We start from the raw sequence: 17999 nt of genomic DNA, 5'->3' as shown, positions 1-17999 counted from the left end.
GTTGACCTTCAGCCAGACCCTCTTCACACGCGCGAAATTCCCTGATGGAAAGCTCCGGAACGTCACGATGTCCGGTGGACGCATCACCGCGATCAGCACTGGCGGAAACGATGCAGGGGATGGGCAGGAGATCATAGACCTCGCCGGCGCGCTGCTGCTGCCTGGCTTCGTAGAAGGTCACATCCACCTCGATACGAGTTTTTACGGCGGCAAATGGATTTCGCACAAGCCTTGCACCAACGGTTTCGACGTGCACGAGCGGGTCGCGTTTCAGCGCCAGAACATGGCGATCGCCGAGCCGATGGACGTCCGCGCGCGCAAGCAGCTGGAGCTTTGCATCGCACATGGGGCCACGATCATGCGCAGCCATGTGATGGTCGATGCCTCGGTCGGGCTGACGTCGCTCGAGACTATCCTCAAGGTCCGCGAGGAATATCGCAATCTGATCGATATTCAGCTCGTTGCCTTCCCGCAAAGCGGTATCCTGAAAAGCCCAGGCACGGCTGACCTGATGGACGCAGCGATCGGTCTCGGTGCCGATCTCGTCGGCGGCCTCGATCCGGCAAGCTTCGACCGCGACGTGGAGGGTCACTTGAACGTTGTCTTCGGTATCGCTGAGCGGCGCGGCGTGGGGGTCGACATTCATCTGCACGACGCGGGTACGCTCGGGGTCTTCACCATCGAGCAGATATGCGACCGGGCGTCGGCGCTCGGCATGCAGGGGCGCGTCGCCGTCAGTCATGCCTACGGGCTTGGTGACGTGTCAGCCGATATGGCGAAACGGACAGCGGAGAAACTTGCGGGCTCGGGCGTATCCATCATGACCAATGCACCCGGTGCACACAGTTTTCCACCGGTCGTGCTCCTCCGATCGGCTGGGGTTACGGTGTTCTCCGGCAGCGACAATATCCGCGATTCCTGGTGGCCGTATGGCGATGGCGACATGTTGAGCCGGGCGATGATGATCGGCTATCGTTCCGGATTCTATACGGATGAAGAACTGGAGGCCGCGTTCGACGTCGTGACAGCCGCAGGGGCCAAGGCACTGGGGATTGAGGGCTACGGCCTTGTCGAAGGCGCAAAAGCCGATTTCGTCGTGCTCGAGGCCGAACACATTCCGCACGCGGTAGTCGAGCTTCCAAAGCAGCGTTCCGTCTATAAGGGCGGCAAACTCGTGGCGAGAGACGGAAATCTCATCTGAGGGCTTTGACGTCTACAAGGGCAGCCTACGGCGACGTCTCGCCTGCCCGGCGGTACCCGCGACCAACAATTCCGCCAGAGGATCATTTTCTTCTTGACCTTCCAGTCGCTGGAAGGTTCATAAGCCTATCCACCGCCCCCGTGGGCGAAGGAGAATCTTATGGATCACACCCACTGCCATCACGATCACCAAGATCATCACCGTGACGAGGCTGATGAAGGTCTGGTGCGCGATCCGGTCTGTGGCATGACCGTCGATCCGACTGGGGGCAAGCCCTCGCTCGACCATGGGGGCCGGAACTATCGGTTCTGCTCCGACGGGTGCCGGAATAAGTTCGAGGCGGCACCCGAGGAATACCTGACGGGGATAGACCCGGTCTGCGGCATGAACGTTGATCGCGCCACTGCAGAGCATTTCCTGAAATTCAAGGGCGAAAAGTTCTATTTCTGCTCGGCCGGATGCAAGACGAAGTTCGAAACGGATCCTGCGGTCTATCGCGACGGAAGCAGGCCGGTTGCAAAGGCAATGCCTGAGGGCACTCTCTACACCTGCCCGATGCATCCGGACGTGGTCAGCGATCGCCCGGGCGATTGCCCGAAGTGCGGCATGGCGCTGGAACCGATGGGCATTCCGCCTGCGGACGAAGGCCCGAACCCCGAACTTGTCGACTTCACGCACCGGCTGTGGGTCAGCGCTGCGTTGTCGATCCCGCTGCTGTTCATCAGCATGGCACCGATGGTCGGATTGCCGTTGCGCGACCTGATCGGTGAACGGCTGTCGTCCTTTATTGAGCTGCTTCTTGCCACGCCCGTGGTCGTCTGGGCCGCCCTTCCCTTCTTCCGCCGCGCATGGGCATCGCTCGTCAACCGCAGCCCGAACATGTGGTCATTGATCGGCCTCGGCGTCGGCACCGCATACCTCTATAGTGTGGTGGCGACACTCGCTCCGGGCCTCTTTCCGCATACGTTCCGCGGTCATGGCGACGCCGTTCCGGTCTATTTCGAGGCGGCTGCGGTCATCGTCGCGCTCGTCTTCGTCGGCCAGGTGCTCGAGCTGAAAGCACGCGAGAAGACAGGCTCCGCCATCCGCGCCCTTCTCGACCTTGCGCCAAAGACGGCGAGACGGCTTGGGGCGGACGGCGCGGAAACCGACGTTCCGGTCGATGACATTGCAGTCGGAGACCGCCTTCGCGTGCGCCCCGGTGAACGTATCCCCGTCGACGGATCGATCATCGAAGGGGAATCCACTGTCGATGAATCCATGATTACCGGCGAGGCGATGCCAGTCGAAAAGGAAACGGGCGACGGTGTCACCGGAGGGACCATCAACAAGAACGGCATGCTTATCATGACTGCCGAAAAGGTTGGCGTAGAAACGACTTTGTCGCGCATCGTCGACATGGTCGCCAAGGCCCAACGTTCGCGGGCGCCCATACAAGGTGCGGTGGATCGCGTTTCGGCGGTCTTCGTTCCCGCCGTCGTGGCCGCCGCCCTGCTCGCGTTCGTCGTCTGGGCTTTTGTCGGCCCTGAGCCACGCATGGCGCATGCGCTTCTTGCCGCCGTCGCCGTCCTGATCATCGCCTGCCCATGCGCGCTGGGCCTTGCAACGCCGATGTCGATCATGATCGCCACGGGCCGCGGCGCTCATGAGGGCGTGTTGATCAAGGATGCCGAGGCGCTTGAGCGTTTCGCCAAGGTCGACACCCTGATCGTCGACAAGACGGGCACACTCACAGAAGGTAAGCCGAGGCTGACCGATGTCGTGACGCTCGGCCGGCTGGACGAAGAGCAGCTCCTGAGGCTGGCCGCCAGCCTCGAGCGCGGATCCGAGCACCCGCTTGCCGAAGCCATCCTTTCGGGCGCCAGGGAACGCGGCGTCGCGCTGACCGACGTCAGCGCGTTCGAGGCCAGAACCGGCAAGGGTGTCTTTGGCAGGGTCGCAGATGCAACGATCGCACTCGGAAATGCCGCGATGATGGAGGATCTCGGCATCGACGTCGCACCGCTTTCCGCCCGGCTTCAGTCGCTGCGGGATGAGGGCAAGACCGTGATGTTCGTTGCGGCGGACGCCGAACTTGCCGGCTTCGTGGCAGTTGCCGACCGGATCAAGCCGACGACGGCCGCTGCCATCAAGGCGCTCCACGATCGCGGCTTGAGGATCATCATGGCGACGGGCGACAACGAGCGGACTGCGCGTGCCGTTGCAAGGAGCCTCGGGATCGATGACGTTCGTGCCGATATCCTGCCCGAAGGTAAGAAGGCGCTGATCGATGGACTTCGTTCCACGGGCGCGGTAATCGCCATGGCAGGCGACGGCGTCAACGATGCGCCGGCGCTTGCTGCTGCCGATGTCGGGATCGCCATGGGCACGGGCGCTGACGTTGCGATGGAAAGCGCGGGGATCACCCTGGTGAAAGGCGACCTCAACGGCATTGTGCGGGCGCGGGGGCTTGCGGAAGCAACGATGCGCAACATTCGCCAGAACCTCGGCTTCGCGTTCGGCTACAATGCGCTCGGCGTACCGCTTGCCGCAGGCGTGCTCTATCCGGTCTTCGGGCTGCTGCTGTCGCCGATGATCGCGGCCGCCGCTATGAGCCTGTCATCCGTATCGGTCATCAGCAATGCACTGAGACTTAGGTTCGCCAGGCTATAGGAGACGATGATGAATATCGGTGAAGCATCGGAACGCTCCGGCCTGCCGTCGAAAACCATCCGCTATTATGAGGACATCGGCCTGATCCGTCCCGACCGGGGCGGAAACGGCTATCGCGACTACGCGATGACGGACGTTCACAAGCTACGATTTCTCCAGAGGTCCCGCGGCCTTGGTTTTTCGGTCGAGGAGTGTCGGCAGTTGCTGGCGCTGTACGAAGACAAGAGCCGCGCAAGCGCCGACGTCAAGGAAATCACGCAGACCAAGCTCTCGGAAATTGACCGCAAGATCCGCGAGTTGACGGAATTGCGCCGAACCCTTGAGCATCTCGTTCACGCCTGCCATGGCAACGAACGCCCGGATTGCCCGATCCTGGGCGAGCTGTCGGGTGAACGTGACGCCTAGCACGCTTGCCGCAAGCGGGGGATCCATGATTCCGGACGCCCGGCAGGTGAATTTGCGAGGCGAACCATGCTCGCGTCCCGACATGCGCGAAAGTGCGATTTTTTCAGTTTCCCGGGAATAAAACCGCGCGCAGGTTCGTATACTCATTCATGGAACGGAAAGAACGCCCATTCGATGTCATTGGCCAGCTCGCAGCGCTTCGGCGCTACGCCCGCTCGCTTGTGCGCAATTCGGATGACGCCGAGGATCTGGTCCATGATGCCCTGGTTCGGGCATTCGAAAAGAAACAGAGCTTCCGTCATGGACGCAACCTGCGCACATGGCTCCTCTCCATTTTACACAACGCTCACATTGACCGCGTCCGGCAGAGCCGATCGCTGACGCGGCGGCACGATGAAGCGGCAGCCGAGGCCGATCAGTCTCTTCCGGCCGGCCAGGAGCATGCCGTGCGATTGCAGCAGGTGCGCGGCGCCTTCTTCCGCCTTCCGGAAGAGCAGCGCGAGGCGCTTCATCTCGTGGCGATCGAGGATCTCTCCTATCAGGAGGCCGCCGCTGCGCTCGGTATTCCGCTCGGCACATTGATGTCGCGGATTTCGCGTGCACGTGCGCAGTTGCGCGAGTTCGAAGAAAAGACACCACGTAGCTCGCATTTGAGATTGATCGAAGGGGGCGGCAATGAACACAGTTGATCCGATCATCGACGCCGATCTCGACGCCTATGTGGACGGCGAACTCGACGTTGCGCGCCGCATCCAGGTCGAATCCTACCTGTCGGAGAACCCGGCGACCGCGGCCAAGGTGATGGCTGATCTCAGCATCCGGGGCGAGCTGCGCCTGGCGTTGGCGAACGATAGCACGTTTGGCCGTGCGGAGACGCGCGACGCCGCGCGGCGTCTTGAGCGCGGTCTCGCTTACGGTCGCATATTTCAGACGGTCCAGCGGATCGCCGCCGTTGGAGTTCTCGTTGCGGCTGGATGGGTGGCGCATACGTCGTTCGGCGCATTTACCGCAACGGAGGTCGCGGCCTCCGTCCCTGCCCCGGCCTATGTAGAGGATGCTGTTCGGGCGTATCATACCGCAATCCTGCGGCAATCCGTGCCGTCACAGGTCGTTGCAAGCTACAAGGCGGAGGATATCCGCGCTGCAACGGCCATCGTGATGCCGCAGATTCCGAAGGACTGGACGATCTCCGATGTACAGATTTTCCCCTCGGAGTTCGGCCCTAGCGTCGAAATGGCAATCCGCACCGAAGACTCGAAACAGATTTCTCTGTTTGCCGTCCGGCCGGGCGCGTTTTCCGTTCAGTCGGTAAAGCATATCGCTTTGGACAATGCCGAGGCTGCCTATTGGCAGATCGGCGATGTGGCCTACGCGCTTGTGACCGCCGACCGCACCATCCCCCTGGACCGAGCAGCCGACCAGCTCGCCCGTACCCTTTACTAGTTCAATCGAGGAGATCTGTATGAACCCGATCAATCAGCGCTACGGCTCTGCCGTTGGCTCGCAGGCACTCTTTGACGAGGGTCTTCGCCAGCACATGCTGCGCGTCTACAACTACATGGGCATAGGCCTTGTCATAACAGGTATTGTCGCATTCGTCGTCGGCAGCACGCCGGCCCTCTACGTGCCGATCTTCCAGTCCCCGCTGAAGTGGGTGGTCATGCTGGCGCCGCTCGCCTTCGTCTTTTTCTTCTCGTTCAAGATTCAGACGATGTCGGCAAGTGCGGCTCAGACGATGTTCTGGGCGTTCTGCGCCGTCATGGGACTGTCCCTCGCTTCTGTCTTCCTGGTTTTCACCGGCACGAGCATTGCGCGCACGTTTTTCATCGCCGCAACGATGTTCGGCACGACGAGCCTTTACGGCTATGTGACGAAGCGCGATCTTTCGCGCATGGGCTCATTCCTGATGATGGGCCTCATCGGTGTCGTGATCGCCAGCGTGGTCAACATCTTCCTCGGCTCAAGTGCACTGCAGTTTGCGATTTCCGTCATCGGCATTCTCGTCTTCGTCGGTTTGACTGCCTACGACACGCAGAACATCAAGGAACAGTACGGGGAAAATTACGACCAGGAATCGAACCAGAAGCTTGCCGTCTTCGGCGCGCTGTCGCTCTACCTGAACTTCGTCAACATCTTCCAGCTGCTGCTCAACTTCACGGGCGAGCGGGAATAGGAACAAGCGCTTCTGGGGGCAATGGAAGCGCTCGAGCGCCCGGTCCGCACTCTGTGACAGGATGCGTGGATCGGGTGTTCACCAAAGGGAAGTGGCCGGGTCATGCCCGGCCACTTTTCTTTTTGTCTGCAGTTCAGATGATGCCCCAGGCGCGGTAGCGTCCTCGCCCGGTGATTTCGCGGATACCGATATCGTTGAGCAAATTGAGAGCACCCCGGCTGCTGACCCGCAGTTCGCGGGCCACCATGGTCGAGGAGACCATCGGACGCGACAGCACGAAGCTCGCGAGTTCCGGCAGGCTGCTGTTGGAACGCCGATCCTTGAAACGCATCTCCATCTGTGTCTGGGCAAGGAGAAGGCGGTCCATCTCCCTCAGACCAAGGCCGGCGCTCTCCGCCATGGCTTCAAGAAAAGACTGCAGGCGCACAGATCGGTCTCGGGATCGCCGCCGTTCGTGACGAATGGTCTTCAGACCCGCGTAGAACGAAAACAGGTGTGACGTGACCTTGCCGCGCGCCCGCAGGTAGCTTGCAACAAGCAGGCCGCCAAGCCAGTGCTGGCGTCGCAACGGCTCGATTTTCTCCCATGCTTCGAAGAGCAGTGCCGCTCCAACCGTCGGCGGCAGTTCGTCTGCGACGACGATAAGGTTTCGCCATTCGCGCAGCCGCTCTTTTTCGTCCCACTCCTCGTCGTCAAAGAGGCCGAGAGGATCGTCAGTACGGGCTTCCATCACCGGCCGTGTCACAGCGCCCGCTGCTGGCCTGCCCAAATGGCTGTCCAGCAAGCGCTGGGAGCGCTCCAGCACGGCGTCAATCTCTGCCAGTTCGGCAGACAGGGGCTCGTCCAACCCCTCGCCGTCTTCCTCGACAACCGGCGCGGCACTCTTGCTTTCGGGAGCCCGCTCCTCCTCGCCTCCGATTCCGGCGAGGACCGCGAGGCCTGCACTGCTGAGCGCCCAGGCCGGCGCACTCATCCATATTCGTCTCCGCGCGCGCAGGATCCCGTGTGCGATGGTCAGCTCATGGCTCGGCGCCCGCGCATCCATATGCGCATCGTGGAGAACGAGGTCTTCGAGGTGCACAAGCTCGCCTGCGACCCACATGGCGCCAACGGCATCGAAGAAATGACCGCGTTCGGCGAAACCCTCACCGACCGAGGAGCGTTGCGCTCTCTCATCCAGCCTCGCCAGCCCGTCCTCGGCGTGAACAAGGCCAGGCAATAAATTCTTCAGCAGGGAGGGGTCAATGTCATATGCCATCGTTAAGTCTATTTGTCTGCTCGATAGGCTTCGTAGAGCGCGTCGAGCCTCTCGGAGAGATATTCACCGAACTCCGGCGCATCCTCCAACTTCAATGCGAGCGTAAATGCATTTCGCAGCTTCCTGACGCGGCCCTTGATCCTGCCATCCAGTGAGGGGGTCCAATCATATTCAACGGCATCAGGCTTTTCCGGCTTCCTGGCAAGTTCGGCGACCACCAGTTCGAAGCGGCGATCGCTTTCAAGGCCTCCGAAAGCCTTCGAGCGGATCAGCGTCTGAACCCTGGCCGTTGCTGCCGCACTCCAGCCCTGCGAAAGCGCCAGCCACTTGCGCCGTCCCGTGCCCGGGGCTGCGCCGATAGCCCCGATGACCTCGATCGGCACTGTTTTTGCAACGGAGATCAACTTGGAAAGTTCTGTCTTGTCGGTCGACAATGCCTTCATGATCACCGGCCGATCGAACCCTCTGCATTCAAGATTGAAGGCGAAAACAGCCCGTTCGATATAGGAAAGGTCTCGCCTTGCAGAGTTCTCGATCCCCTGAGCGATCACGACATCCGTGTCGTCGAGCTTGCGGACGACTGCCTGCACCTTGCCGCCCAGCAGCCGGATTGCCTGCAGGCGACGATGGCCATAAGCAACCTGATAGCGAGTTACGTCCTTCGGATGCGGGCGGACCAGAATGGGCACTTCCTGCCCGTTCTCGGCGATCGACCGCACCAGTTCGTCATCCGTATCGACCGGCAGGTCGCCAAGCCGATCGCGGATGAAGGAGACGTCGATCAAAGATGGGTCCAGCTCGACAATGCGCTCACCCGAGAGGAGCGCCTCCTGCATTGCCTTGCTGTCTTCCTCCATGCGGCCAAGCGTCAGTGCCATCGAGCGCACGGGCCCTGCCGGTCCTCGTACAGGGGACTGATCCTCCAGGTTGGCCGCGGCCAACTCCTGCGCAGTGTCGTCAAAAAGTCCCTTCAGCCGATCGCGTCTGCTCATTTCCGACCCCACGCCTTATGGATTTCCGCAAGCACTTCACTGTTTGCCGCATTGACCGATTCCAGCGCCCGGTCGTAGGTCGACCGACGCACCTGACCTCGTTCGATTTCATAGAGAGATTGTTTGGTCAGCCCCGCATCCGCAATCGCCGTTGATTTGAGGATAGTCGCCGTCAGCACGTCATCGGCGAAAAGGCTTCGCAGCAACGCAACGATCTGGGACTGGGGCGCATCGAAGGGCTCATGGCGGGTCACCACATATTTTATGAAGTCGTGCTGCAGGTCGCCGCCGGCCTTGCGCACCACGGAAAGAAGGTCAGACGTCATCAGCAGGAACTGCGACATGGAGGCGACATCAACCATCTGTGGATGGATCGTGATCAGAAGCGAGGTTGCCGCGCATACCGCGCCCAGGGTGAGATAGCCCAGCTGTGGCGGGCAATCGATGACGACGACGTCGTAGTCGGCTTCCACTTCGGAGATTGCCACACCGAGGCGGCGAAAGAACACCTCCCCCGTTCGATGGCGGTCGCTGAGCGCGCGAGGCGTCTCATGTTCGAACTCCATAAGTTCAAGATTGCCGGGGACGAGGTCCAACCCGTCAAAATAGGTCTTGCGCACGATGTCCTTCAGCGACCGGCGGCTCTCGTCGTAGCGGATCGCGCCATAAAGAGTATCGCCGTCGCCGAGATCGAATTCCGGCTGAACACCAAGCATGGATGACAGGGACGCCTGCGGATCGAGATCGATCGCCAGGACGCGATATCCGCTGAGCGCCAGGTATTGCGCAAGATAGAGCGAGGTCGTCGTCTTCGCCGAGCCGCCCTTGAAGTTGGTCACAGCCACAGTCTGGAGTTTCTCGCCTGGCCGGCGACGCGGAAGATAGGACAGCGCATCCTTCGGCTTTATCGTCGCCATATGCAGGCGAAGCGCGTTGATCTGCCCGAGCGTGTATGATCGCCGCCCACTTGCCGTCACATCTGGCTGCGGCCCTTTTCCGTCAAGGGAGAGCTGCCGCAGGTAGCCGTCCGATACGCCGATCATCTGTGCCGCTTCGCCCGAGGTGAAGGTCCGCAGCGTCTTTTGCGACAGCGGCGGAAACAGCTTTTCGCGCAGAAGCTTCAACTGCCGCGAAAGTTGGTGGGCATGTCGCTCGATTCGGATATCCGTCGTCGATACGCTAATGTTGTCCAAAACAACCGATCTCCAGAAATGCGCTTTTTGGTCGATTCTTCGCTGAAAAGCGTATCGAGGATGGCACGATTCGCGATTCGCGGCAATGACAGCGCCGGCCGGCCTCGCCCAAGTTGGCCGCGGCCAACTTGGGCGAGAGACCTTGCGGAGACCGGCTGACTGCTGCAAAACGAGCTCAACCGACCAGAGGAGCAGTCGTGCGCCACATCCATATCATCGGCATCGGAACTGGAAATCCGGAGCACGTCACCGTCCAGGCTATCAACAGCATGAATGCCGCCGATGTAATCTTCGTGCCGACGAAGGGGAAGGACAAGGAAGGTCTTGCTTCGGTCCGTCGCGATATCTGCGGGCGCTACCTGACCAACCCGCGCACGGCGATTGCCGAATTTGCCGTTCCAACGCGCGCGACGGCCGAACGGTCATATGTCGAAAGCGTCGACGAATGGCATGCCGCGCTCGCGCAGACCTACGTGCGTTTGATCAACGGGCTTCCCGGGGACGGTACCGGGGCAGTTCTCGTCTGGGGGGATCCAAGCCTCTATGACAGCACGCTCCGCATAATCGAGCGCGCCAGGCGGATCGGTGCCGAGAAGTTCGAGTACACGGTCGTCCCAGGCATCACCAGCATTCAGGCGCTCGCCGCCAGTCATCGCATTCCTGTCAATCTCGTCGGGAAACCGCTGGAGATCACGACGGGCCGTCGACTCGTTGAAAACGGCAATCGTGCGGACAGCACGATCGTGATGCTGGACGGTGAGCAGGCGTTTTCGAAGATCGAGGATCCCGATGCTGAAATCTTCTGGGGAGCCTATCTCGGAACGAAGGACGAAATCGTGACCTCTGGAAGGTTGGGCGATGTCGCTGCGGATATTGTCAGGATGCGAGCGGAAGCCAGGGCCCGTCATGGCTGGATCATGGACATCTACCTGCTGCGCAAAGGACGCGACTTCGACGATCTTTGATTGCCGGATCATTTTGCTCTCAATGTTTCGATCATATAAGGAGATCGTCGAAGGAATTGGCGGACATGGCGCACGGCGAACTGACAGCAGAGCAAGCAATCGACGCACAGAGTTTGCCGTCGGCGCGGCGCGGCGCCTGCCCCACATTGGACAGGCCCATGCAGACCGGCGACGGACTGCTCGCGCGCCTCCGACCGGCGGGCGGCACCTTCACGCTTCATCAGCTCAGGCAGCTCACCCAGGCCGCGCAGCAATACGGAAACGGCATCCTGGAGCTCAGCGCCCGTGGCAGTGTCCAGATCCGTGGACTGGCCGCCGACACGGTCGATCCGATGGCATCCGAAATCGATGCGGCCGGCATTTCTGTTCCGGCAGGGCCCGTGATCGAGCTGCCGCCACTGCATGGGATTTTCGCCGATGAGGTCGTGGACACGGTCGCGATGGAACAGCTCATCCGGATACAACTGGCAGAGCTTCTGCGATCGGCCGCGCTTGCGCCGAAACTGTCGATTATTGTCGATGGCGGCGGCGTTTTTGGTCTTGCCGCGATCAGCGCCGATATCCGTCTTGTGGCTCTCGCGCCAGGGATATGGGTGGTCGCAATCGCCGGAGACGGGCGCAGCGCCCGCCCGATCGCGCAGGGCACAGCAGATCAAGCCGTACATGCGGTCGGCGACGTTCTGCGGTTGCTCATATCGATGGGGCGGTACAAGCGCTGTCGCGATATCGCAAGCGTTTGGCGGCCCTCCACACCTCGCATGGACGCCTTGCCAACGGCCTGCCCGCCGGGCGGACAAGCCGCCCCAGTCGGGGTTCACGCCGCCCCTGACGGCACCATTACCGTCGGACTGAAACCGCGATTTGGGCAGATGCGCGCAAGGGAGATCGCAGGCTTTCTGAACGCGATCGAAAGCCTCGGCGTTCGGGACATACGGCCTGCTCCGGGGCGCTGCTTGTTCATCACCGGGCTGACGCCGCTCGATGCCACATCGGTGCAAAAGTTGGCTCCGCAGCATGGATTGTCAGCCGACCTTTACGAGCCCTCCGATCACATTGCCGCCTGCTCCGGGGCAGGGGCTTGCGCATCCGGTCACTACGCCACCAAGACCCTGGCGGAAACGATCGTAGCCGGCTCACCCGCGCTGCTGGACGGGACCTTGACCGTCCATCTGTCGGGTTGTTCAAAGGGTTGCGCGCATTCGCGACAGGCGCTTACCATCGTTGGCACAGCCGATGGTTACGATCTCATTTTCGATGGGCGGGCCTCGGATGCGCCTGATGCACAGATTACTGGCGGCGACATCGAATCCGCTATAGAGAAGCTCGCTTGCCTCATCAAGGACGAGGGAAACGCTGGCGAATCGGCTGCCGCCTGCCTTAGACGGCTCGGCAAATGCCACGCCACAAGAGCGCTGCGACAGGGATAGGAATGCCAGAATACGATTACATTCACAGCGGTGACGCCATTTACGAACGCTCCTTTGCGATCATCCGCAGCGAGGCCGACCTGTCTCGGTTCACTGTCGAGGAGGCCGAGGTCGCGGTGCGCATGATCCATGCATGTGGTCTTGTCGAGGCGGCAGAGCATTTCGAATTTTCTCCGCACGTCGTCGGTGCCGCACGCTCCGCTTTGCAACACGGTGCGCCAATCTTCTGCGACGCGGAAATGGTTGCTCACGGGATCACCCGGACAAGATTGCCGGCGAAGAACGAGGTGCTGTGCACTCTCCATGATCTTCGTACGCCAAACCTGGCCAAGCAGACCGGCAACACCCGCTCTGCGGCCGCGATTCATCTCTGGTTGGATCGATTGGCCGGCAGCGTCATTGCGATCGGCAACGCGCCGACGGCTCTGTTCCATCTGTTGGAACTTCTTCGCGACGGTGCGCCCAAACCGGCCGCGATCATCGGGATGCCGGTCGGCTTCGTCGGCGCGGCTGAATCCAAGGACGCGCTGGCGGAAAACTCCTATGGCGTGCCGTTTGCGATCGTGCGCGGCCGCCTCGGCGGCAGCGCGATGACGGCAGCGGCCGTGAACGCCATTGCAAGGCCGGGCCTATGACCAGCAGCGGCCGTCTTATCGGGGTCGGGACGGGGCCAGGTGACCCTGAACTCCTCACCGTCAAAGCCGTCAAGGCAATCGCATCCGCCGATGTTGTCGCCTATTTCGCCAAGCGGGGCAGGGGCGGCAACGGCAAGGCTATCGTCGAGCACCTGCTGACCGGCGACACCACGCTACTGCCACTTTATTATCCCGTTACGACGGAGATCGAAAAGACCGAAGACGAATACCGAAGCCAGATCACCGCATTTTACGACCAGTCGTCAGATGCGGTGGCGACTTACCTGGAGACCGGCCGAACAGTCGTCGTGCTCAGCGAAGGCGACCCGCTGTTTTACGGCTCCTACATGCACCTGCATGTCCGGCTGGCCCATCGCTACCCGACCGAGGTCATTCCTGGCATAACCGCCATGTCGGGATGCTGGTCGGTCGCGGGCATACCGATCGTTCAAGGCGACGACGTCTTGTCGGTGCTTCCCGGCACGATGGCAGAGGCCGAGTTGCAACGTCGGCTGTCCGACACCCAGGCCGCCGTCATCATGAAGGTCGGGCGCAATCTGCCGAAAATTCGCCGCGCGCTGGAGGCATCCGGGCGCCTTTGCGAGGCGGTCTATGTGGAACGTGGTACGATGGCCAATGCTACCATGGTGAAGCTTGCCGACAGGCCGGATGTCGAGGCGCCCTATTTCTCGCTTGTGCTCGTCCCGGGTTGGGAGAGCAGTCGATGACCGGTACGCTGTTCGTGATTGGAACGGGTCCGGGCAATCCGGACCAGATGACGCCGGAAGCACTGAGCGCAGTCTCCCAGGCCACGGAATTCTTTGGGTATGGGCCGTATCTAAACCGGCTGACATTGAGAGATGATCAGCGGCGGCAGGCATCCGAGAACAGAGAGGAGCTCGACCGCGCCGGCGCCGCGTTGCGGGCGGCGGCCTCAGGAGCGATCGTCTGTGTCGTTTCTGGTGGAGATCCCGGTGTTTTCGCCATGGCTGCAGCCGTTTGCGAGGCGATAGACAGCGGACCCGTCGAGTGGCGTGACATTGACCTGGTTGTCCTGCCTGGCATCACGGCGATGCTCGCGGTGGCAGCCCGTACCGGGGCGCCGCTTGGCCACGATTTTTGTGCAATATCACTGTCAGACAATCTGAAGCCCTGGAATATAATAGAAAAGCGTCTTGAAGGCGCGGCGAGCGCCGGATTTGTGATCGCTCTCTATAATCCGATCAGCAAGGCCCGACCGTGGCAGCTGGGCAAGGCGTTCGAGGTACTGCGCGCCCATCTTCCACATGCCACGCCCGTTATTTTCGGACGCGCTGCCGGACGTCCGGACGAGCGGATCACGGTCCAGCCTCTTGCGCAGGCCGATGCCGCGATTGCGGATATGGCCACCTGCGTGATCATCGGTTCGGCGGAAACGCGGGTCGTCGTCCGTGGCGAAAAGGGCGATCTTGTCTATACGCCGCGTTTCATGTCGGGAGGAAACAGGTGATCTATCTCCGCTACCGCCGCCTCGGCAGTCGTGACCGTCCGCATCGAGGGAGCTGGTGCCCGCGCTATCATCAGCACCTCGATGCCGCCGTGCCGCGCCGCCGCGATCTTGGCGTAGGTCGCGGAGCCGCCGCTATTCTTCGCAATGACGGCGTCGATGCGATGGGTTGCAAGCAATCGGGTCTCGCTTTCAATGTCGAAGGGGCCGCGGTCGAGGATAAAGCACACGTCAGGCAAGACGATCGGCGGCTCGACGGGGTCGATGCTGCGAGCGAGATAGAAGTGCTGCGGGGCAGCCTGCGCGTGGTAAGCCTCCTGCCGCCCGATTGCCAGGAACACCCGACGCGGGGCGGAGCCGAGCGCCGAGATCGCTTCGGGAACGTTGGCGACATGCGTCCAGTTGTCTCCGGGTTCCACAGTCCACGCAGCGCGACGAAGGGCAAAGGCGGGGATGCCAACCGTCGCGACTGCCTTGCTTGCATTTTGGGAAATTCTGGCGGCGAAGGGATGCGTGGCATCGATCAACAGATTGAATCCGCCATCGCGCAGGAACGCCGCAAGGCCCTCCGCTCCGCCAAAACCACCAATTCTCGTCGGAACAGGCTGAACGGACGGTTTGGCCGTGCGTCCAGCCAGCGATATCACGACGTCGTATCGTTCGTGGCCGGTCAGCACCTGCGCCGTGGCGGTTGCCTCGGTGGTGCCGCCGAGCATCAGAATGCGGATCTTGCCCATGCCTGATATCTCTTGCGCCTCCGAAAAACCCTGGCTGACTATTATCGGCATCGGCGAGAATGGTCCAGACGGGCTCGGCGAGGAGGCAAAGCGACTGATCGCCGCCGCGCCTGTCGTGTTTGGCGGTGCCCGGCATCACGCGCTGGTGGCCGATCTCATCGCCGGCGAATGCCGGGCCTGGGACAGTCCCTTTGAACATTCGATCGAGGCGATCATGTCTCGCCGGGGTTCGCCCGTCGTCGTGCTCGCCTCGGGCGACCCGTTCCTTTATGGCGTCGGAGCCACATTGTCCCGACGAGTGGACCCCTCCGAGATGCGGACCATTCCGGCGCCGTCCTCGTTCAGTCTTGCCGCCTCGCGGCTAGGCTGGCCGCTGCAGGAGACGACATGCCTATCGCTTCACGGTCGACCGCTCGATCTCGTTCGTCCGCATCTCCATCACGGTCGGCGCATCGTCGCCCTGACGTCGGATGCCGATACGCCAGGTCAACTTGCAGCACTGTTGAGCGCGACGGGCTTCGGCCAGTCGCAGCTGTCGGTCCTTGAGGCGCTCGGTGGCGAGGGCGAACGGTTGAGACACTGCCGAGCCGACGGCTTCCGGCTGACGGACGTCGATCCGCTGAACCTATGCGCAATCACGGTCATTGCCGGGGAGGGAGCGAGAACGCTGCCTTTCACCACCGGCCTTGACGATGCTCTGTTTGAGCACGACGGCCAGATCACCAAGCAGGACATCCGCGCGATAACGCTCTCGGCGCTCGCACCCCGCCATGGAGAACTCCTCTGGGACATTGGCGCGGGATCCGGCTCCATCGGCATTGAATGGATGCTCTGCGATCCTTCCATGCGCGCAATCGCAATCGAGCAATCGGCCGACAGGGCGCTGCGCATTGCGCGCAACGCGATGGCTTTCGGCGTGCCGGGGCTGGCGGTTGTCGAAGGAATCGCGCCCAATGTGCTCGGTGCTCTCCCAGAGCCCGACGCCATCTTCATCGGTGGTGGCGGCAGCGAAGGCGGTGTGCTCAGCGCCTTAATCTCGGGCCTGAAAAGGGGAGGGCGACTTGTCGCAAACGCCGTGACCCTGGAGATGGAGGCAAAGTTGATCGCCGTTTATGATGAACTCGGAGGGTCGCTGAGGCGAATCGAGATTGGTCAGGCCACACCCATCGGCGGCATGACCGGGTGGCGGCCCGCGATGCCCGTGACCCAATGGCGCTGGACCAAGAACTGAAGGTGAAGACATGACTGTGCATTTCATAGGAGCCGGCCCGGGGGCTGCAGACCTCATTACCGTGCGTGGCCGCGCTCTCATCGAGCGCTGTCCGGTCTGCCTCTATGCCGGCTCGATCGTGTCGCCGGAACTGCTGAGGTATTGCCCACAGGGCGCCCGCATCGTCGATACGGCGCCGATGTCGCTTGACGAGATTGAGCAGGAATACGTCAGCGCCTCAAACGCCCGCGAGGACGTCGCACGACTGCATTCGGGCGATCTTTCCGTATGGAGCGCGGTTGCCGAGCAGATCCGCCGCCTTGAAAGGCATGGCATTGACTACACGATGACGCCGGGTGTTCCCGCGTTTGCCGCCGCGGCCTCCGCACTTGGGCGCGAGCTGACGATCCCGACGGTTGCGCAGAGCCTCGTGCTGACCCGCGTTTCCGGTCGCGCGTCACCGATGCCAGGTGGCGAAACGCTGGCGAAATTCGGCTCGACCGGCTCAACCCTCGCCATCCATCTTGCCATCCACGCATTGAAACAGGTCGTCGACGAGCTCACGCCGCTCTACGGCGCGGAATGCCCGGTGGCGATCGTCGCCAAGGCCTCCTGGCCCGACGAGCGGATCGTGCGCGGCACGCTTGCGGATATCGAGGCCAAGCTTATCAACGAACCGATCGAGCGCACTGCAATCATCTTCGTCGGGCCTTCGCTCGCAACCAGCGACTTCCGCGAGAGTTCGCTCTACGATCCCGCCTATCAGCGACGGTTCAGGGGAAGGGTCTAGGGACTTTCTCCGGACATTTGGCTACCGCTTCCGCAGCGTCTCACCGACCAAGTTTGGCGATGGCGCGCAGATTGACAGCCGTCGTCGTCGGGAATTCGAAGAATTCGAGATAGGCCGGGATCTGTTCGAACAACATGTCCGTCCCGACCTGAAAGGCACAGCCGCGTGCGCGAACCGCCTCGAGAAAAGGTGTCATGTCCTTTGTCATCACGACTTCGCCGACGAAGGTCGACGGCGAAATGCGGTCAACATCGATCGGTAGCGGGTCACCCCGCCGCATTCCAAGGGGCGTTGCGTTGACGACGATGTCAAAGCCTGCGGGATCGGCAGAGCCGCTCGTTACCGCCAGGTGCGGGTAGTACTTCGTCAGTCGGCCAAGCAGCGCCATCGTTGTCGTCTCGACGGCGTCGAAGATTGCGAGACGTTCAACACCTGCCTGGGCCAGTGAGGCAGCGATTGCCGAGCCGACGCCACCGGCACCGACGACGAGCGCGCGTGCGCCCGCAACCTGTGTGCCTTTGCGCAGCACGCCCCGGACAAAACCCTCGCCATCGAACATGTCACCGATCAGCCGTCCATCCGCACCGAGGCGAACGGCATTGCATGAGCCAGCGACCTTGGCGTTCGTCGACGCTTCGTCCAGCAACCCCATGGTCGAGATTTTGTGCGGCATCGTGATAAGAGCGCCGTGGATGTTGGAGAGGCGGAAAAGAAGCTTCAGAAACGCTGAATAGTCTTCCGGTCTGCAGCCCATCGGCACCACAACTGCATCAATTCCGTTTTTCTCGAAGTACGGATTGTAAATCAGCGGCGCCTTGAATGCCTCCGTGGGATAGCCGAGGTGAGCGATGAGCTTGGTTGTCCCGGTAATCATG

At 61.7% G+C, this 17999-nt stretch carries 18 protein-coding genes; 13 read left to right on the top strand and 5 right to left on the bottom strand.

Going from position 1 to position 17999, the window contains the following annotated elements:
* The first annotated feature begins 1 nt into the window (after nucleotide 1).
* The 6 genes from ASC97_RS25035 to ASC97_RS25010 all read left to right on the top strand — a co-directional run bounded on the left by ASC97_RS25035 (nucleotide 2) and on the right by ASC97_RS25010 (nucleotide 6431).
* Nucleotides 2-1201 (top strand): amidohydrolase family protein, encoded by a 1200-nt coding sequence (locus ASC97_RS25035; protein WP_057471032.1) that lies wholly within the window; start codon nucleotides 2-4, stop codon nucleotides 1199-1201.
* A gap of 159 nt (nucleotides 1202-1360) precedes the next feature.
* A complete protein-coding gene (locus ASC97_RS25030; RefSeq protein WP_057471031.1) occupies nucleotides 1361-3853 on the top strand; it encodes a heavy metal translocating P-type ATPase in 2493 nt (830 codons plus the stop codon).
* A gap of 9 nt (nucleotides 3854-3862) precedes the next feature.
* Nucleotides 3863-4258 (top strand): Cu(I)-responsive transcriptional regulator, encoded by a 396-nt coding sequence (gene cueR, locus ASC97_RS25025; RefSeq protein WP_057471030.1) that lies wholly within the window; start codon nucleotides 3863-3865, stop codon nucleotides 4256-4258.
* 149 nt (nucleotides 4259-4407) lie between these two features.
* Nucleotides 4408-4947, top strand: a complete 540-nt coding sequence (locus ASC97_RS25020; RefSeq protein ID WP_057471029.1) for a sigma-70 family RNA polymerase sigma factor — start codon at nucleotides 4408-4410, stop codon at nucleotides 4945-4947.
* Nucleotides 4934-5701 carry an anti-sigma factor family protein gene (locus ASC97_RS25015; protein ID WP_057471028.1) on the top strand — a complete coding sequence of 256 codons (768 nt, stop codon included), beginning with the start codon at nucleotides 4934-4936 and terminating at the stop codon, nucleotides 5699-5701. The genes ASC97_RS25020 and ASC97_RS25015 overlap by 14 nt, the downstream gene beginning before the upstream one ends.
* A gap of 19 nt (nucleotides 5702-5720) precedes the next feature.
* Nucleotides 5721-6431 carry a Bax inhibitor-1/YccA family protein gene (locus ASC97_RS25010; protein ID WP_057471027.1) on the top strand — a complete coding sequence of 237 codons (711 nt, stop codon included), beginning with the start codon at nucleotides 5721-5723 and terminating at the stop codon, nucleotides 6429-6431.
* Between the two features lie 133 nt (nucleotides 6432-6564).
* Here ASC97_RS25010 and ASC97_RS25005 read toward each other — a convergent pair whose 3' ends face one another.
* Genes ASC97_RS25005 through repA form a run of 3 tightly spaced genes read right to left on the bottom strand, consistent with a single transcriptional unit; the run spans nucleotide 6565 to nucleotide 9874 of the window.
* The gene (locus ASC97_RS25005; protein WP_057471026.1) at nucleotides 6565-7689 is read right to left on the bottom strand and encodes an RHE_PE00001 family protein; all 1125 of its coding nucleotides are present in this window, start codon (nucleotides 7687-7689) and stop codon (nucleotides 6565-6567) included.
* Between the two features lie 8 nt (nucleotides 7690-7697).
* Complete coding sequence (gene repB, locus ASC97_RS25000) at nucleotides 7698-8681, bottom strand: plasmid partitioning protein RepB (RefSeq protein WP_057471025.1); 984 nt, start codon at nucleotides 8679-8681, stop codon at nucleotides 7698-7700.
* A complete protein-coding gene (gene repA, locus ASC97_RS24995; protein ID WP_057471024.1) occupies nucleotides 8678-9874 on the bottom strand; it encodes a plasmid partitioning protein RepA in 1197 nt (398 codons plus the stop codon). The genes repB and repA overlap by 4 nt, the downstream gene beginning before the upstream one ends.
* 197 nt (nucleotides 9875-10071) lie before the next feature.
* On the opposite strand from repA, the gene cobF reads away from it, so the two are divergent.
* The 5 genes from cobF (at nucleotide 10072) to ASC97_RS24970 (ending at nucleotide 14390) form a co-directional block, all read left to right on the top strand.
* On the top strand, nucleotides 10072-10839 hold the full coding sequence (gene cobF, locus ASC97_RS24990) for a precorrin-6A synthase (deacetylating) (RefSeq protein ID WP_057471023.1): 768 nt from the start codon (nucleotides 10072-10074) through the stop codon (nucleotides 10837-10839).
* 65 nt (nucleotides 10840-10904) lie between these two features.
* On the top strand, nucleotides 10905-12266 hold the full coding sequence (gene cobG, locus ASC97_RS24985; protein ID WP_057471022.1) for a precorrin-3B synthase: 1362 nt from the start codon (nucleotides 10905-10907) through the stop codon (nucleotides 12264-12266).
* Between the two features lie 2 nt (nucleotides 12267-12268).
* Nucleotides 12269-12901, top strand: a complete 633-nt coding sequence (locus ASC97_RS24980; RefSeq protein WP_057471021.1) for a precorrin-8X methylmutase — start codon at nucleotides 12269-12271, stop codon at nucleotides 12899-12901.
* A complete protein-coding gene (locus tag ASC97_RS24975) occupies nucleotides 12898-13629 on the top strand; it encodes a precorrin-2 C(20)-methyltransferase (protein WP_057471020.1) in 732 nt (243 codons plus the stop codon). The genes ASC97_RS24980 and ASC97_RS24975 overlap by 4 nt, the downstream gene beginning before the upstream one ends.
* A complete protein-coding gene (locus tag ASC97_RS24970) occupies nucleotides 13626-14390 on the top strand; it encodes a precorrin-3B C(17)-methyltransferase (RefSeq protein ID WP_057471019.1) in 765 nt (254 codons plus the stop codon). Before ASC97_RS24975 ends, ASC97_RS24970 begins: the two co-directional genes overlap by 4 nt.
* Here ASC97_RS24970 and ASC97_RS24965 read toward each other — a convergent pair.
* Nucleotides 14354-15124, bottom strand: a complete 771-nt coding sequence (locus ASC97_RS24965) for a cobalt-precorrin-6A reductase (RefSeq protein WP_057471018.1) — start codon at nucleotides 15122-15124, stop codon at nucleotides 14354-14356. The two genes, ASC97_RS24970 and ASC97_RS24965, sit on opposite strands and share 37 nt — an antisense overlap.
* Between ASC97_RS24965 and ASC97_RS24960 the strand changes: the two genes are divergently transcribed.
* Together ASC97_RS24960 and cobM are read left to right on the top strand one after the other, a co-directional pair.
* Nucleotides 15123-16355 carry a bifunctional cobalt-precorrin-7 (C(5))-methyltransferase/cobalt-precorrin-6B (C(15))-methyltransferase gene (locus ASC97_RS24960; protein ID WP_057471017.1) on the top strand — a complete coding sequence of 411 codons (1233 nt, stop codon included), beginning with the start codon at nucleotides 15123-15125 and terminating at the stop codon, nucleotides 16353-16355. The two genes, ASC97_RS24965 and ASC97_RS24960, sit on opposite strands and share 2 nt — an antisense overlap.
* Before the next feature lie 10 nt (nucleotides 16356-16365).
* Nucleotides 16366-17124, top strand: a complete 759-nt coding sequence (cobM, locus tag ASC97_RS24955; protein ID WP_057471016.1) for a precorrin-4 C(11)-methyltransferase — start codon at nucleotides 16366-16368, stop codon at nucleotides 17122-17124.
* A 40-nt stretch (nucleotides 17125-17164) separates the two neighbouring features.
* Here the strand turns inward: cobM and ASC97_RS24950 are convergent, their stop codons facing one another.
* On the bottom strand, nucleotides 17165-17998 hold the full coding sequence (locus ASC97_RS24950) for a shikimate dehydrogenase family protein (protein ID WP_057471015.1): 834 nt from the start codon (nucleotides 17996-17998) through the stop codon (nucleotides 17165-17167).
* Nucleotide 17999: the final 1 nt, after the last annotated feature.

Source organism: Rhizobium sp. Root1203 (assembly GCF_001424945.1).
GTDB lineage: Bacteria > Pseudomonadota > Alphaproteobacteria > Rhizobiales > Rhizobiaceae > Rhizobium.
This window is presented reverse-complemented; position numbering and strand designations above follow the sequence as displayed.